At 61.3% G+C, this 16,875-nt stretch carries 15 protein-coding genes; 13 read left to right on the plus strand and 2 right to left on the minus strand.

The window, feature by feature from the left end; translation table 11 throughout:
- Window positions 1-68 precede the first annotated feature (68 nt).
- Together AC1DQM_RS19155 and AC1DQM_RS19160 are read right to left on the minus strand one after the other, a co-directional pair.
- Window positions 69-827 (minus strand): slipin family protein, encoded by a 759-nt coding sequence (locus AC1DQM_RS19155; protein ID WP_018929390.1) that lies wholly within the window; start codon window positions 825-827, stop codon window positions 69-71.
- 2 nt (window positions 828-829) lie between these two features.
- Entirely contained in the window at window positions 830-1,363 is a 534-nt protein-coding gene (locus tag AC1DQM_RS19160) for an NfeD family protein (RefSeq protein WP_064615752.1), read from the minus strand.
- A 214-nt stretch (window positions 1,364-1,577) separates the two neighbouring features.
- Between AC1DQM_RS19160 and AC1DQM_RS19165 the strand changes: the two genes are divergently transcribed.
- The 13 genes from AC1DQM_RS19165 to pgaD all read left to right on the plus strand — a co-directional run bounded on the left by AC1DQM_RS19165 (window position 1,578) and on the right by pgaD (window position 16,861).
- Entirely contained in the window at window positions 1,578-2,045 is a 468-nt protein-coding gene (locus AC1DQM_RS19165; protein ID WP_007940998.1) for an aminoacyl-tRNA deacylase, read from the plus strand.
- Between the two features lie 120 nt (window positions 2,046-2,165).
- Entirely contained in the window at window positions 2,166-2,411 is a 246-nt protein-coding gene (locus tag AC1DQM_RS19170; RefSeq protein ID WP_018929387.1) for a DUF2789 domain-containing protein, read from the plus strand.
- Window positions 2,412-2,626: 215 nt separating this feature from the next.
- Window positions 2,627-3,055: a MarR family winged helix-turn-helix transcriptional regulator gene (locus AC1DQM_RS19175; protein ID WP_477746695.1), complete on the plus strand. Its 429-nt coding sequence runs from the start codon at window positions 2,627-2,629 to the stop codon at window positions 3,053-3,055.
- A complete protein-coding gene (locus tag AC1DQM_RS19180; protein WP_477746696.1) occupies window positions 3,052-5,124 on the plus strand; it encodes an FUSC family protein in 2,073 nt (690 codons plus the stop codon). The genes AC1DQM_RS19175 and AC1DQM_RS19180 overlap by 4 nt, the downstream gene beginning before the upstream one ends.
- Window positions 5,121-5,330, plus strand: coding sequence for a DUF1656 domain-containing protein (locus AC1DQM_RS19185; protein ID WP_018929385.1), 210 nt, complete (start codon window positions 5,121-5,123; stop codon window positions 5,328-5,330). Before AC1DQM_RS19180 ends, AC1DQM_RS19185 begins: the two co-directional genes overlap by 4 nt.
- Window positions 5,327-6,214 (plus strand): efflux RND transporter periplasmic adaptor subunit, encoded by an 888-nt coding sequence (locus AC1DQM_RS19190; protein ID WP_064615762.1) that lies wholly within the window; start codon window positions 5,327-5,329, stop codon window positions 6,212-6,214. The genes AC1DQM_RS19185 and AC1DQM_RS19190 overlap by 4 nt, the downstream gene beginning before the upstream one ends.
- Window positions 6,211-7,659, plus strand: coding sequence for an efflux transporter outer membrane subunit (locus tag AC1DQM_RS19195; protein WP_477744084.1), 1,449 nt, complete (start codon window positions 6,211-6,213; stop codon window positions 7,657-7,659). The genes AC1DQM_RS19190 and AC1DQM_RS19195 overlap by 4 nt, the downstream gene beginning before the upstream one ends.
- Before the next feature lie 81 nt (window positions 7,660-7,740).
- Window positions 7,741-8,376: a hypothetical protein gene (locus tag AC1DQM_RS19200; RefSeq protein ID WP_019651562.1), complete on the plus strand. Its 636-nt coding sequence runs from the start codon at window positions 7,741-7,743 to the stop codon at window positions 8,374-8,376.
- 235 nt (window positions 8,377-8,611) lie between these two features.
- A complete protein-coding gene (locus AC1DQM_RS19205) occupies window positions 8,612-10,123 on the plus strand; it encodes a YdgA family protein (protein WP_026286662.1) in 1,512 nt (503 codons plus the stop codon).
- Between the two features lie 366 nt (window positions 10,124-10,489).
- Window positions 10,490-12,970, plus strand: coding sequence for a poly-beta-1,6 N-acetyl-D-glucosamine export porin PgaA (gene pgaA, locus AC1DQM_RS19210; protein ID WP_477746697.1), 2,481 nt, complete (start codon window positions 10,490-10,492; stop codon window positions 12,968-12,970).
- Between the two features lie 12 nt (window positions 12,971-12,982).
- Window positions 12,983-14,980, plus strand: a complete 1,998-nt coding sequence (gene pgaB, locus AC1DQM_RS19215; RefSeq protein WP_064615770.1) for a poly-beta-1,6-N-acetyl-D-glucosamine N-deacetylase PgaB — start codon at window positions 12,983-12,985, stop codon at window positions 14,978-14,980.
- 1 nt (window position 14,981) lies between these two features.
- Window positions 14,982-16,337: a poly-beta-1,6-N-acetyl-D-glucosamine synthase gene (gene pgaC, locus AC1DQM_RS19220; RefSeq protein WP_018929378.1), complete on the plus strand. Its 1,356-nt coding sequence runs from the start codon at window positions 14,982-14,984 to the stop codon at window positions 16,335-16,337.
- Window positions 16,334-16,861, plus strand: a complete 528-nt coding sequence (gene pgaD, locus AC1DQM_RS19225) for a poly-beta-1,6-N-acetyl-D-glucosamine biosynthesis protein PgaD (RefSeq protein ID WP_477746698.1) — start codon at window positions 16,334-16,336, stop codon at window positions 16,859-16,861. Before pgaC ends, pgaD begins: the two co-directional genes overlap by 4 nt.
- The last annotated feature ends 14 nt before the right edge of the window (window positions 16,862-16,875 follow it).

Consider the following 16,875-nt stretch of genomic DNA (forward strand, 5'->3'; position numbering starts at 1 on the left):
GTCGCAGATGTTGGGGCCGCTTCGCGACCCAGCGGGAGCAAGCTCCCTCGCCACTGGTTATCGGTGTATCAGGATTTTGACGACAAATCCGCCATCCCCTTGAGCAATTCGATCGGCAGCGGGAAGACGATGGTCGAACTCTTGTCACCGGCAATCGAACTCAGCGTCTGCATGTAGCGCAACTGCATGGCCCCCGGCTGACGCCCGAGCATTTCGGCAGCCTGCATGAGTTTTTCCGAGGCCTGCAATTCGCCTTCGGCGTGGATCACCTTGGCCCGGCGTTCCCGTTCGGCTTCGGCCTGTTTGGCGATGGCGCGAATCATCGATTCGTTGAGGTCCACGTGCTTGATCTCGACCGTGGCCACCTTGATGCCCCAGGCATCGGTCTGGGCATCGAGCACTTGCTGGACGTCGACGTTCAGCCGTTCCCGTTCGGCCAGCAATTCATCGAGTTCATGTTTACCGAGCACCGCCCGCAACGTGGTCTGGGCCAGTTGGCTGGTGGCCATGAGAAAGTCCTCGACCTGAATGATCGCCCGTTGCGGATCGAGCACGCGGAAATACAGCACTGCATTGACCTTGACCGAGACGTTGTCGCGGGTGATCACGTCTTGTGGCGGTATGTCGAGCACCACGGTCCGCAGGTCGACACGAACCATTTGTTGAACCGCCGGAATCAGCAGGATCAGACCCGGGCCCTTGACCTGCCAGAAGCGTCCGAGCTGGAACACCACGCCGCGTTCGTATTCGCGCAGAATGCGGAAAGTCGACCCCGCCAGTGCAATCAGCAATAACAGCAGCGCGGCAAAACCCAATTGCAGACCCATGACTATTCTCCACCCGGTGCCGCGTCAGTCGCGGCCACTTGCAGCAGTAGACCCTTGCGTGCCACCACCCGGACCTGTTGTCCCGGTTTCAGTGGTGTGGCACTCATGACTTGCCATTGTTCGCCTTGCAGGTGCACCCAGCCGACATAAGCGTTGCCAGCCTGCAACGACGTTATCGGCGTCACGCTGCCCAGCAATTCGGCGTCGCCACTGAAGTTGCGGCGCGGTCGGGTTTTCAAGGCGCGGATCAGCAGGAAAATCAGCAGCAGTGCGCTGATCAGCCCCAGGCCGATGATCAAGGGAACAGGCACTTCGGCATCGGTCAGAATCAGTGCGCCGATCACGAACATCACAATGCCGCCAAAACCGACCACGCCGAAATTGGGCAATGCCGCCTCGGCGATCATAAACGCGATGCCAAAGGTGATCAGCCAGATCCCGATCGGGTCGGGAACCAGCACTACAACGGTGTCCGCTGCGAAAACCGGTCCGCTCAGGGCCAACAGCAGCGCAATTACACAGCAACGAATGTTCACTTGACCCTCCGGGAGAGTCATCCGTCCGCGAGCCGTTCGTGGCTCTGTGTACAAGTCTAGTTGAGCCTGTGGCTGTATGAATTTTGACCAGTTGTTGACCGCATCCGACGGGCGGATTTCCCGCCGGATTCCACCCGCGGGCCTAGACTTTTAATGGAGAGAAAAAATTCTAACCATCGTCCGCCATTCGTTGTTGCGGACACCGAGGTGCATCATGCGTATGGCAAAAACCGTGCAGACCAGCCTGGACAAGGCGCACTGCGAATATGACATCGTTTCCCATCCGCACTCGGCCAGCAGCCTTGAAACGGCGCGGCTTGCAGGCATTCCTGCCGAACGGGTGGCCAAATCGGTGATCCTCGACGATCGCCACGGGCATTACTTGATGGCCGTACTGCCCGCCAGCCGTCACCTGGACCTGAGCAAAGTCCGTGGCAGCAGCGAATGGCAAGTCACCCGGGAAAGCAACCTGCCGCACCTGTTCGACGATTGCGAACGTGGCGCCGTGCCTGCATTGGGCGAATCCTATGGAATGGACATGGTCATTGACCCGATGCTGACCCGGCAGAAAGACATCTACCTCGAAGCCGGCAACCACAACAACCTGGTACACATGAGCGTACCGGAATATCTGAAAATGGTGCCGCATGCCGAGGTCTGCGAGTTGAGTCTGTCGGCGTAACCGCCGTCATCGCGGGCAAGCCCACCTCCACAGGAATTGCAAAAAACCTGTGGGAGCGGGCGTGCCCGCGAATGGCCGCGTCGCGGTCACCCTCATTCAGCCATCACGAAGGAGCCCCACATGGAATCCCCCACCCACAGCCTCCCGGCCCTGTTCAAACAACTCGGCCTGCCTGACGACCCCGAAAGCATTGATAAATTCATCGCTACCCACTCGCCGCTCAAACCCGAATTGCACCTGGCGGACGCGTTCTTCTGGAGCGAGAGCCAGGCAGAGTTACTGCGTGAGGAAATTCTGGATGACGCGGATTGGGCGGAGGTGGTGGATCAGCTGGACGTAATGCTGAGGAAGGGGCGGGGGGTGTAAAAAAATCTGGAGAGAAATGGCGAAATGTAAAAAAAACTGGTGAGTGGTAAAAAAAACTGGGCAGAAACTGAGTTTGTTAGCTTTTTCCGCGTCTGGCCGTTGCTCGCCAATTTGTTTCAAAACTTGACCAGCTTTCCCCGCCAATGCCATATTGATAGTTAGCAAACTAACATTGTGTGCATTCCCTCGTGCCAAAGAACCTCGCCGCTCTCCAGATGAACATCAGCAGCTCCATGGTGGTGGCCGCCAGGCATTGGCGGAAGATCTGCCAGACCACGCTGGTCAACTATGGAATCTCCGAAGCCTGCGCTGTCCCGCTGTTGATGATCGGGCGCTTGGGCGAGGGTGTGCGGCAGGTGACGGTCGCGCAGGCGGCGGGGATGGAGAGTCCGTCGCTGGTGCGGTTGCTGGATCAACTGTGCCATGCCGGTTACGTCTGCCGTACCGAAGACATTCATGACCGCCGCGCCAAATGCCTGAGCCTGACCGCGACCGGTCGCGAGTTGGTGCAGGCGGTCGAAGCCGAGTTGGTGCGATTGCGCCAGGAGGTGCTCGAAGGCATCGACCAGAGTGATCTGGAAGCGGCACTGCGGGTACTCAAAGCCTTCGAAGCGGCCAATCATCTACCGGTGGTTCACCCTTGAGCGTTTTTTTCACCGGCGTGCCCCCGGCGCGGGACTGGTTCTACGGTGTGCGCACGTTTGCGGCCTCGATGATTGCGCTGTACATCGCCATGCTCATGCAAATGCCACGTCCGTATTGGGCGATGGCCACGGTGTACATCGTTTCCAGCCCGTTCCTCGGCCCTACCAGCTCCAAGGCGTTGTATCGCGCGGCGGGTACCTTGCTCGGTGCCGCGGCGGCGGTGTTGTTTGTGCCGATGTTCGTTCAGAGCCCTTATGTGCTGGTGGTGGTCATCGCGCTGTGGACCGGGATTTTGCTGTTCCTGTCCTTGCACCTGCGTACCGCCAACAACTACGCCTTGATGCTCGCCGGTTACACCTTGCCGCTGATCGCCTTGCCGGTGGTGGCTAACCCTTTGGCGGTGTGGGACGTGGCCGAAGCGCGCACCGAAGAAATCTTTCTCGGCATCGCCTGCGCGGCGGTCGTCGGCGCCATGTTCTGGCCACGGCGGCTGGCGCCGGTGTTCAACGACTCGGTGAACAAATGGTTTGCCGATGCCTCGACCTACAGCCTGCGTTTCCTTAGCCGCAATGTGCAGCCGGAGGAAGTCAGCGCCTTGCGTTCATCGATGGTGGCGAACTTCAACAGTCTGGAATTGATGATCGGTCAGCTGCCGCACGAGGGCGCGAGAGCGCAAACGGTGCGCAACACCAAGGAGCTGCGCGGTCGGATGATTCATCTGTTGCCGGTGATCGACGCCCTCGACGATGCGCTTTATGCCCTCGAGCGGCGCACGCCGGAGCTTGTGGATAAGTTTGCGCCACTGCTGATCGCAACCAGCGAATGGCTTGACCACAAAGACGCTGATCTCGACCGCTGGCAGGCCCTGAAAAACCGGCTCGAAGCGCTGCAGCCAAGTGCCGAGGCGCTGGACGATCGCAAGCAGTTGCTGTTTTCCAACGCGCTGTATCGCCTCGGCGAGTGGATCGACCTGTGGCAAGACTGTCGCAGCCTGCAATACGCCATTCAGTGCGAGAGTCAGGACAACTGGCGCGCGGTGTATCGGCACTGGCGCCTGGGGCGACTGTCACCGTTTCTCGACCGTGGTTTGATGCTCTATTCGGCGGCTTCTACGGTCACCGCGATCATCGTTGCCTCGGTGTTGTGGATTCTGCTCGGCTGGACCGACGGCGGCAGCGCGGTGATCCTGGCGGCGGTGGCGTGCAGTTTCTTTGCGTCGATGGACGACCCGGCGCCGCAGATCTACCGGTTCTTTTTCTGGACCGCGATGTCGGTGCTGTTCGCCGGCCTTTATCTGTTTCTGATCCTGCCGAACCTGCATGACTTCCCGATGCTGGTGCTGGCGTTCGCCATCCCGTTCATTTGCGTCGGCACCCTGACAGTGCAGCCGCGTTTTTATCTGGGGATGTTGCTGACCATCGTCAACACCTCGTCCTTCATCAGCATTCAGGGCGCCTACGACGCGGATTTTCTCAGTTTCACCAACTCCAACCTGGCCGGGCCCATGGGGTTACTGTTCGCGTTCATCTGGACCCTGATCGCCCGGCCATTCGGTGCGGAACTGGCGGCCAAGCGCCTGACCCGTTTCAGCTGGCGCGACATCGTCGGCCTGACCGAGCCGGCCACGCTGGCCGAACACCGGCACATGGGCGTGCAGATGCTCGATCGCCTGATGCAGCATTTGCCGCGACTGGCCATGACCGGCCAGGACACCGGCATCGCCCTGCGCGAAGTGCGCGTGGCCCTGAATCTGCTGGACCTGCTCGCCTATTCGCCGCGAGTGCCGGGTGCGCCGCAAGCGCTGCTGCGCCAGGTGGTGGCTGAAGTCGGCGAGTACTTCAAGGCCTGCCTCAAGGCTGGCGAACGTCTGCCGGCGCCGAGTCCGTTGCTGATGACCCTCGATCGCACCCGCCGCGCCCTCGGCGGCCAAGGTGATGACGAAACCCGTCTGCATTTGCTGCACGCCTTGAGCGGCCTGCGTCTGGCGCTGTTGCCGGGCGTCGAGTTTGTCGGCACGGGCGAACTCGAGGAACCGCTTCCCCATGGCATCGATGGAGCGCCTTTATGATCGGTGATCTGGATATCAGCGGGGTGTTCCTGCCCACGCTGCTGGTGTTGATGGGCATTACCTACGTGTTGTTCCTGTTGGTGCACGGGGTGCTGACGCGCCTGCACTTTTACCGTCTGGTCTGGCACCGGGCATTGTTCAACGTGGCTCTCTACGCTGTGCTGCTCGGCGCCGTGGATTCACTCAGTCGATACCTGATGACATGAAAAAACCTTTATTGACCCTCGGCCGTGTGGTCCTGACGTTGTTGATCGTGACCTTCGCGATTGTCGTGGTCTGGCGCATGGTCATGTATTACATGTTCGCGCCCTGGACCCGGGACGGGCACATCCGTGCCGACATCGTGCAGATTGCCCCGGATGTATCGGGGCTGATCCAGCAAGTGGAGGTGCGCGACAACCAGTGGGTGAAACGCGGCCAGGTGCTGTTCAGCATCGATCAGGACCGCTTCAAACTGGCCCTGCGCCAAGCAAAAGCGGCGGTCGCCGATCGTCAGGAAACCTTGGCCCAGGCCCAGCGCGAGGCCAAGCGTAACCGTGGCTTGGGCAATCTGGTCCCGGCCGAGCAACTGGAAGAAAGCCAGTCCCGGGTGGCCCGCGCCGAAGTGGCGTTGATGGAAGCGCAAGTAACGGTGGACAGTGCCCAGCTCAACCTCGACCGCTCGGTGATCCGCAGCCCGGTGGATGGCTACGTCAACGACCGGGCGCCACGCTCCCAGGAGTTCGTCAGCGCCGGGCGGCCAGTGTTGTCGGTGGTGGACAGTAACTCCTTCCATATCGACGGCTATTTCGAAGAAACCAAACTGGACGGCATTCATGTCGGCCAGAGCGTCGACATTCGAGTGATCGGCGACCGTGCGCGCCTGCGCGGGCATGTCGAAAGCATCGTCGCCGGCATCGAAGACCGTGACCGCAGTAGCGGCAGCAACCTGTTGCCCAACGTCAACCCGGCGTTCAGTTGGGTGCGGCTGGCCCAGCGGATTCCGGTGCGAATCGCTTTCGATGAGGTGCCGGAAGATTTCCGCATGATTGCCGGGCGTACGGCCACCGTGTCGATCATCGACGATCAAATCGGGGGGCCGGCGAAATGAGCAGGGCCTCGGGTTTGGCGGTTGCCGGATTGGGCTTGTTGCTGTCGGCCTGTCAGGTAGTGGGGCCGGATTATCACTTGCCGGACGAGGCCGCCGTGCACCGTGAAGACTTTCAGGGCGACCTGGCGGTGAACGGCAAACATGTCGTCTCGGCACCGGTGCCCGCTGATTGGTGGCGGTTGTATCAGGATCCGCGTCTGGACCAATTGGTGCAGCAGGCCATGGCCTCCAACACCGATTTGCGGGTGGCGGCGGCGAATCTTTCGCGGGCTCGCGCTCAGGTCGACGAAGCGCAGGCGGCGGGCGGTTGGAGCGGCGGCGTGAAGGTCGGCGCCCAGCGTTTGCAGGAGTCCGGCGAAGCGTTCTTGATACCGGAAAAAGTGCCCGTGGCCAACGTCGGCGATATCGGCATCACGACCTCGTATCAGTTCGACTTGTTCGGCACCTTGCAGCGCGGCATCGAAGCGGCCAAGGCCAATGCCGATGCGACCCAGGCGGCAGCGGACATCGCGCGCATCACCCTGGTGGCCGATGTGGTGCGGGCTTACACCCAGGTTTGTGCGGCCAACGAAGAGCGGGAGATCGCGCAGCATTCCCTCGACCTGCAAGCCCAGAGCACCTCCCTGACCCAGCGCTTGCGCGATGCCGGACGCGGCGATGAAACCCAGGTCACCCGTTCGCAAACCCAATTCAAATCCTTGCGCGCCGAATTGCCGCGTTATGAAGCCGCACGTCAGGCCGGGTTGTTCCGCTTGTCGATGCTGCTGGCCAAACCGGTCGAGCAACTGCCGGCGGGCACCAGCGACTGCGCCGAGCTGCCGAAAGTTACCCAATTATTGCCGGTGGGTGACGGCGCCGCGCTGCTCAAACGCCGGCCAGACGTGCGCCAGGCCGAGCGCAAGTTGGCGGCGGCCACCGCCGGCATCGGCATTGCCACCGGCGAGTTGTACCCGGACATCAGCATCGGCGCGACCGTGGGCACGGTCGGCACCCTGGAAAACCTTGGCAAACCGTCGACCAATCGCTGGGGCTTCGGTCCGTTGCTGACCTGGACCGTACCGTCCAACGGCTCCCGCGCGCGAATCCGTGAGGCCGAGTTCGCAACTCAAGGCGCGCTGGCGCATTTCGATGGCGTGGTGCTCAACGCCATCCGCGAGACTCAGACCGGCCTGGCGCAATATTCCGCGCAACTTCAGCGTCGCGATGCGTTGGCGGACGCCGAACAGTCGGCGCAATTGGCGGCAGACCAGACCCACCGCTTCTTCCAGGCCGGTCGCGCGTCGTTCCTGGCGGACTTGCAAGCCACCCGCACCTACACCGATGCACGGGCGCAACTGGCCTCGGCCAACACCCAGGTCGCCATGAGCCAGATCGATTTGTTCCTCGCCTTGGGCGGCGGCTGGGAAAGCGGACGAACGCAAGGCTCACAACCCGGCAAACCCTGAGGCCGTTGCTATGCTTTGATTTGATGGGGTCGCGCGGCGAACCCGTCGATCAAGGCTTGCGTTGGTCATGGGGATCTAATAATGAAAAACCCTTACGCTCCCGGCTTCTGGTGCGCCATTGCGGCATTGGTTTTGCTGTCGGCCACCTATTTCTATGGCGTCATGCTGGCCCACCAGATCGACAAGGCGCTGATCTTCCTCGACAGCGCGGCGGCACTGATCGCCGTGATGGCCATCGTGGTGGTCGCCTGGGCTTCGCTCCAGAACCAGCGCATCAAGAAACGACAACTCGAACAAGGCAAAACCCTGGTACTGATCTGGGACACCAAGGTGGCTTTGCGTCGGGTAGAAACGGTGTTCGACCGATATTTCTGGGGCAGTTACTGGCAACCGGGGCGCACGTTTCAGGAAGTCATGGGCGAACTGACCGGCACGCCACTGGAAAAAAGCCTAGAAACCTTGAAGAAGCAATGCCAGGCGCTGGACAAGCAAGTGGCCGACGAGGGCTGGCACTGGCTCAACAATGCCCGAGAACTGTCCGATGTCGCCAACGCCATGGCCCGCGAACGCTATCAACTGGATTTCTGTGACCCACGCGCGGAGGTGACTGGCGGGGCGGTGATCAATCGGGATTTTGAAGTGCTGGTGTATACGTGGACCGCGCGGCTAAAAAGTTTTGATCATCAGCTTGATGAGATCGAGGTTCAGTATTCGTAAGGTTGTATTGGCAGGGCTGCTCGCGAAGGCGATTGAACGATCGCCGAAACTCTCCCCTGCCAGTTGTCCACAGGCCGCCGCATCCCATGGACACTCTTTCACCTTTAATCATTGGGCCGTCCCACGGCGCAAATGCTAATCTCCTCGCCACTTTCAGCGCAGTCGTGACCGCGACCCGTTATGGGTTCAGGGAAGACGACCAGACTTTCAACAATGGACATTGATCGGGTACTTCATGAATAAATCAGCAGGCGTGCTTCTAGGAATTGTCGTGGCCATCGGTGCAATCAGCGCGGGCGGCGCCTGGTACACCGGCAGCAAACTCGATGGGGTGCTGAACAGCTCGATCGCCGATGCCAACAAAGAACTGCATGCCGCGCTGGCAGGTTCCAACGGCACGGCGTCGCTGGAGCTGGTGTCGCTGGAGCGTCATGTGTTCAGCAGCACCGCGCACTACCGCCTCAAGGGCGAGGGCGAGATGTTTGGTGAAGCGCCGGTGGAGATGCTGTTCGTCGACCGCATCGAACACGGCCCGCTGCCGTTCTCGCGCCTGGTATCGTTCAAGTGGTTGCCAGTCCTGGCCACCAGTCACTACGAGCTGGAAAAAACCCCGCTGACCGAAAAGTGGTTCGCCGCCGCCAAGGACAAATCCCCGGTCAAGGGTGTGGTCAACATCGGCTACGACAACTCCACCAAGGGCTCGCTCGAATTCCTGCCGCTGGAAGCGGCACTGGATGACAAGTCCAACCTGACGTTCTCCGGGTTGAAACTCGACGTGGCCGCCAGCGCCCAGGCGCAAAAGGTCAAGGCCGACGGTTACATGGACAGCCTGAAGCTGACCACTGTGGCTGAAGACCAGACGCCGGTGCAGGTCGAGCTCAACGGCTTGACCCTGGCCAGCAACCTGAACAAAAGCACCTACGGCTATTACGTCGGTGACAACACCCTCGAGCTGACAAACAGCAAAACCACCTTTGGCCCCAAGCAATCGGTACTCGGTTTCAAGAACTTTGAAATGAAGAACCAGACTGGGGAATCAGGCACCAACGCTTCGGGGCGTGCCGATTACAAGGTCGGTGAAGTGTCCTTGAACGGCAAGGTTATCGGCTCTGCGCAGATGGCCATGAGCCTGAAAAACCTCGACATCCCGTCGACGATGTCGCTGATGCAGATCTACCAGACCAAACTGCAACCGTACGAGCGGGCCGCCGCCGAAGCCACTGCCGCCGGTCTGCCGGCGCCGCCGCTGAACCTGACCCCGGCCGAAGAGGCACAGGTCAAGACCGGTCTGGAGAAACTGCTGGCCGCAGGTCCCCAGGTGGCCCTGGAAAACCTGTCGTTCAACACCAGCAACGGCGAAAGCCGCGCCAACCTGGTGCTGGACCTGACCAAACCGCAATCCATGGACCTGCCGCCGGACCAATTGGTCAAGCAGTTGATCGCGTTGCTGGAATTCAACGTACTGGTGTCCAAGCCAATGCTCATTGATTTGCTCACCGTGCAGTCGCAAATCGACGGTCAGACCGATGCCAAGCTCATCGCCGATCAGGCGAGCGCAACCGCCGACATGTTCAGCAGCATGGCGGTCGGTACGCAACTGGCAAAACTGGACGGTAACAACGTCGTCACCAAGTTGCATTACGCCAACAATCAGGTGGACTTCAACGGCCAGAAAATGACCCTCGAAGAGTTTGTCGGTTTTGTGATGAGTAAGCTCGGCGGCACTGGCGACGTCACCATCCAGTAAAACCGCAGGCTTCAGCGCAACGCCCGGCCTCTGCAACACGCAGACGCCGGGCGTTTTGCTGTCTGGAGTTCCTGTGGCGAGGGGGCTTGCCCCCGTTGGGCCGCGAAGCAGCCCCAAAAACTCTGATGCACCAAAGATTTTGTGAGTGCTACGCATTGAAACGGTGCGGTGCGGCGTTCCGACAAGCCCCCTCGCTACAGGTTTCGCACTCTCACGAATCTGAAGAAATATTGTGTCTTGAATTATTGACTACGCTTGCATGCAAGACTGCTTCGATAAAGCTTGGCCGGGTCTTTCGATCCGGCTTTCCGTCACAAGTGGGCAAGGGGCATTGCGACCCGGCTGGCCATGTAAGGATGCTGACGAATGCCGCGTATTGCTGGTCCCTTTATTCACCGTGGGCTGCGCCCCTTGTTTCGCGTTGCGCTGTGCGGCCAATTGTTGTGGCCGGTGCTGGCGCTCGCCGATACCCCTTACGATCAAATGGTTCGCGATGCGCGGGCCGGCAACTACACGCCTGCGCTGACGGTGTTGCGCCAGGTGCCGGTAAGCCAGGCCTCCACTGGCCAGATCAGCGATCACTTGCAGATCGCCAGTTGGGCCGGTCTGGATGCCGAAGTGGTACAGGTCTATGAAACCCAGGGACGTGATCGAGCGTTGCCGGTCCAGGCCCTGACTGCCACCGCGCGGGCCTATCGCAACCTCAAGCGTTGGGACTCGGCGACCCAGGTGTACAACAAGGCCCTGGCTCTTGAACCGCAAAATACCGACCTGCAGCTGGGCCTGGCGATGACCCAGGCCGACGCCGGTAAACCTGACGAGGCGGTTGCCCGCGCCAGGGCGCTGGTGGCGGCGAAACCGGATGATCCTGGCCGCCGTCTGGCTTTGGCCTACGCCTTGACCCGCGCCGGTGCCACTTACGATGCGTTGTTTGAATACGACCAGGCCTTCACCCGCGCCGGCAGCAAACCCGAAGTCGCTCGGGAATACGTGATTGCCCTGCAACGCGCTCGTTTGCCGGAGCCGGCCTTGCGCCTGGCGCGTCAGCGGCCGGGGTTGATTGATCCGGTCACGCAACGCCGTCTCGAAGGCGACCTGGCCGCCGAACGCGTGCGCCTGGCCGAACTCGCCACCCGCAGCGAAAAAGAACGTTATGTGATCGCCGATCGGGCCCTGGCCGATTACGACCAGTTACTGGCGACCTGGACGCCGGACCCTGCGGCCCACGATGACGTCATCCGCTGGCGAATCGACCGCATGGGCGCCCTCAAGGCCCGTGCACGCACCGCCGATGTGATCACCGAATACCAGAAACTGCTCGCCGAAGGCGTGAAGATTCCGACCTATGCCCTGCGTTGGGTGGCGTCGTCCTATCTGGATCAGCGTCAGCCGGAAATCGCCACCGATTTGTATCGCCAGGTGCTGGTAGCGCCGGATGCCGATGTCGGCGATCGCCTGGAAGACAGCACCGCGCTCTATTACGCCCTGCTCGAAAGCGACAAGGCCGATGATGCGCGCAAGGTCGCCGAGGACCTGGCCAAGACCCAAAAGCCACGGGTCGAGCTCAAGGGCTTGCCGGTGGGCAACCCCAACGATGAATGGATGGACGCGCAGCAACTCGCCGCCCAGGCCGGCACCTACGGCGCCGACCTGCCATCGGGCGAGCAGCGTTTACAGGCGTTGGTGGATCAGGCGCCGGGCAACATCGGCCTGCGCCTGGCCCAGGCCGATCTGTACCTGGCCCGGGACTGGCCACGACGCGCCGAGAATCAGCTCAAGGAAACCGAGAGCATGGCCCCGCGGGATATCGGGCTGGAAGTCGCTCAGGGCCACACTGCCATGGACCTGCAGGAATGGCGGCAGATGGATGCGCTGACCGACGATGTGGTCGCGCGTTTTCCGGACAACCGTCAGGTGCAGCGTTTGCAGCGTCAGCGTGCGGTCCATGATATGGCCGAGCTGCGAGTGCAGGCCTACGGCGGCAAGAGTTATGGCGGCGGCAACGGCGATGTCGGGGCGGTCAACGGCAGCCGCGATTTCGGCATCGAAACCACGCTGTACAGCCCGCCCATCGATGAAGACTGGCGCCTGTTCGCCGGTGCCGGCTACGCCACTGGCGATTTCCAGGAAGGCACTGGTCACCATCGCTTCCAGCGTGTCGGGCTCGAACGCCGGACCCGTGACATGTCCTTGGAAGCGGAAGTTTCCAACCATTCCTACGGCTTTGGCGATAAACAGGGCGCGCGCCTGGCGATTGCCCGAGACATCGACGATCACTGGCAGTACGGCGGCAGCCTCGAATACCTGTCGGCACAAACGCCGTTGCGAGCGTTGAACAGCGACATCACGGCCAACGGCGGCAGCGGCTTTATCCGCTGGCGCGCCAATGAAAGCCGTGAGTGGAGACTGGCGGTCAGCCCCTCGCACTTCAGCGACGGCAACAACCGTATCGAAGCTGTGCTCACTGGTCGCGAGGGCGTTTATCGCGCGCCGGGGCTGCAAGTCGACCTCGGCCTGGAAGTCGGCAGCAGCCATAACTCCAAGTCCGACGACGTGCCGTACTTCAACCCCAAATCCGACTTAAGCGTGCTGCCGACGGTGAACGTCAATCACGTGCTCTACCACCGCTACGAAACTTCCTGGAGCCAGCAGTTCCAGGCCGGTGCGGGCACTTACAGTCAGCGCGATCACGGCACCGGCGGTATCGCCCTGCTGGGTTACGGCCAGCGCTACAGCTGGAACGACGTATTCGAGGTGGGCGGCCTGCTGAGCGTGATCAACCGGCCATTTGACGGTGACCGGGAAACCGATCTGCGCCTGCTCGTCGACCTTACTTACCGCTTCTAGAAGAGTTTGAAGATGCCTTTTATTTCGCGTTTCATCCTCCTGCTGGGAGTGCTGTTGATCAGCGCCTGTGCCCAGCAAGCTCCGACCTTCGTACCGCCGTCCGAACGTACAGTGTCGGCCAATGAAAAGCCGTGGCCGAAAAACCATGTATTGGGGATCGCTTACCACGATGTCGAAGACCGCGACCCCGATCAGGCGGTGGTGGCCGTGCGCACCGAGCGCATGATCGAGCAACTGGCATGGTTGCGGGAGAACAACTACCAACCGGTCACCGTTGACCAGATCATCGCCGCTCGCAATGGCGGCCCTGAATTGCCGCCACGGGCGATCCTGCTGAGTTTCGACGACGGTTATTCGAGTTTCTACACCCGCGTGTTGCCGGTGCTGCGTGCCTATAACTGGCACGCCTTGCTGGCGCCGGTCGGGGTGTGGATCGACACGCCGCCGAACCAGCCAGTCGACTTCGCCGGCACACCGCGCAAGCGTTCGGATTTCCTGACCTGGGAGCAGATCCGCGAGATTTCCCGGTCCGGCCTGGTGGAAATCGCCGCCCACACCGACGCCAGCCACAAAGGCGTGTTGGCCAACCCGCAAGGCAACCTGCAGCCGGCGGCCGCGACCCGGCGCTATGACGCCGCCACCGGTCGCTATGAAACCGAAGCCCAATTCCAGGCCCGGATGCGCGCCGACGTAGCGGCCATCTCGGAGAAGATCCGCAAGGTCACTGGCTACAAACCGCGAGTCTGGGTCTGGCCGTACGGCGTGGCGGATGGCACCTCGCTGCAAGTGATCAACGACCAGGGTTATAAGATGGCCCTGACACTGGACGACGGCCTCGATGCCCTCGACAACCTGATGAGCAGCCCACGCTTTCTGGTGGCCTCGGACCCGGATGGCGAACACTTCGCCAACAGCGTCGTCGCGGTGCAGGCCGAATCGCCGATGCGCGTGGTGCATGTGGACCTGGACAACGTCTACGACCCGGACCCGGCCCAACAGGAAATCAACCTCGGCAAACTGATCCAGCGCATGGCCGACATGGGCGCCAACACGGTGTTCCTGCAAGCCTTCGCCGACCCTGCGGGCGATGGCCTGGTGCATTCGCTGTACTTCCCCAACCGCCACCTGCCGATGCGTGCCGATATCTTTGACCGTGTGGCCTGGCAGCTGCGCACCCGGGCTCACGTCAAAGTTTTCGCGTGGATGCCGGTGCTGAGTTTTGCCCTGGATTCGAAGTTGCCGCGAGTCACTCGCTGGGACCCGAAAACCGGCACCACGTCGATTGATCCGGACCAGTACAAGCGCTTGTCACCGTTCGATCCGAACGTGCGGCGCATCATCGGTGAAATCTACGAAGACGTGGCACGCCTGACCTCGGTCGACGGCATCCTCTATCACGATGACGCGGTGCTGTCGGACTTCGAAGACGCCGGCCCCGAAGCCCTGAAAATCTATGCCGCCAACGGTCTGCCCGGTTCGATTGCCGCCCTGCGCGAGGATCCGGCCACCCTGCAACGCTGGACGCGGTTCAAGAGCCGCTACCTGATCGATTTCACCCATGAGCTGACCGCCAAGGTTCGCGCCATTCGCGGCCCGCAAGTGAAAACGGCGCGCAATATTTTCGCCGAGCCGATGCTCAACCCCGAGAGCGAAGCCTGGTTTGCGCAGAATCTCGACGACTTCCTGGGCGCCTACGACTGGACGGCACCGATGGCCATGCCACTGATGGAAAAACAGAGCCATCAGCAATCCGGCCCCTGGCTTGAAGCACTGGTGGCGACGGTCAAATCGCGCCCCGGCGCCCTCGACCGCACGGTGTTCGAATTGCAGGCCCGCGACTGGACGAAAAATAAACACGCCGACATCGACGGCGGGCAGCTGGCTGACTGGATGGGCCGCCTCAAGCGTCAGGGCGCCACCAGTTTCGGCTACTACCCAGACAACTTCCTCGAGAACCAGCCGGACCTGAAAGCCGTGCGGCCGGCGCTCTCCAACAAGTGGAATCCATAACATGCTGGACAGACTTCTGGCCCTATTGGTTCTGGCGATCGTCCTGGGGGTTCCCCTCGGGCTGATCTTTCTGGTCACCGGGCAATTCCTGATGGACTTCGTGTTCTTCTACCCACTGTTCATGTCGGGGCTGTGGATCGCCGGCGGCCTGTATTTCTGGCTGCACTGGGAGCGGCACTGGCCGTGGCAGGACGACACCTTGCCGCCACCATTGGCCGGCGAACCACTGATCTCGATCCTGATCCCTTGCTACAACGAAGGCGACAACGCCGCCGATACCATCCACGCGGCGCTGGCCCAGCATTACCCGAACATCGAAGTGATCGCGATCAACGACGGCTCCAAGGACAACACCGCCGCGGTGCTCGACGCACTGGCGGCGCAGGATCCGCGTTTGCGGGTGCTGCACCTGGCGGAGAACCAGGGCAAGGCCGTTGCCCTGCGCATGGGCGCCATCGCGGCGCGCAGCGAGTACCTGGTGTGCATCGACGGTGATGCGCTGCTGGCGCCGAACACCGCGGCCTATCTGGTGGCGCCGATGCTCGACAACGCGCGACTGGGCGCCGTGACCGGCAACCCGCGAATCCGCACCCGTTCGACCCTGATTGGTCGGGTACAGGTCGGCGAGTTCTCCTCGATCATCGGCCTGATCAAGCGTACCCAGCGGGTGTTCGGGCGGATCTTTACCGTCTCTGGGGTGATCGTCGCCTTCCGTCGTACGGCCCTGAACCGGGTCGGCTACTGGAGCCCGGACATGATCACCGAAGACATCGACATCAGTTGGAAGCTGCAACTGGATCACTGGAGCATTTTCTACGAGCCCCGCGCGTTGTGCTGGATCCTCATGCCGGAAACCCTCGGCGGCCTGTGGAAACAGCGCCTGCGCTGGGCCCAGGGCGGCGCTGAGGTGTTGTTCAAGAATATCCGGGGCATTTGGCAATACCGCCATCGTTACCTGTGGCCGCTGCTGTTCGAATACTGCCTGTCCACCGGTTGGGCCTTCACCTTCCTGTTGTCGGTGATTTTCTGGGGTGTCGGCAACTTCGTCGAAATGCCGCCCGCCATTGCCGTCCATCACCTGATGCCGCCGGCCTTTACCGGGCTGCTATTGGCGGTGGTTTGCCTGGTGCAATTCGCGGTCAGCATCATGATCGATCGCCGTTACGAAAAAGGGCTCGGCAGGACCATGTTCTGGGTGGTCTGGTACCCGCTGGTGTTCTGGTTCATCAGCCTGCTCACCACCTTGGTCAGCTTCCCCAAAGTGCTGTTTGGCCAACATCAGAAGCGTGCGCGCTGGGTCAGTCCGGACCGGGGCATCAAGCCGCTGGATGACGATGAAGAGGAGGTCATCAAATGAAAATCATCAGAACCCGGCAGCGACCCTTTTTGGTCGTTCTCGATGTTTTCTTCACCGTGCTGGCCTGGATCGGGCTGCTGTATTTGCTGGCGCGGGGTCTGTGGCCGTTGATCGATACCCATGACGGGCCGCGCATCGATGGGTCGTTTTTCGACGCCCTCGGCACATTGCAGATCTACCTGTGGGTGGCGCTGTTCAACGCGGTGATCCTGATTGGCTGGGCGCGTTATCAACAGCGCAAAAGCAAGAGCTTCGCCCAGCGCCGTTTGCCGGCGCCGGTGGTGGACGATCAGGGGCTGAGCAAAAGCTTCAAGCTCACCGGCGACCGGCTGGAGAAACTGCGCGCACCGGGCTCGATGACCATTCACAACGATCAGGAAGGCGATGTCAGTCACGTCGTTACGCACTTCACCCCGGTCGACCCGTCTCAACTGCCGCCGCCCTTGGCGCCATTGGAACATCCACTGGTGATCCGCCTGCCGGCCGAAGATGATGACAACCGCGAGCCGATAAGCCACATCTGAGCCTAACGCGTTGC

The organism is Pseudomonas sp. 01L34 (assembly GCF_056400265.1).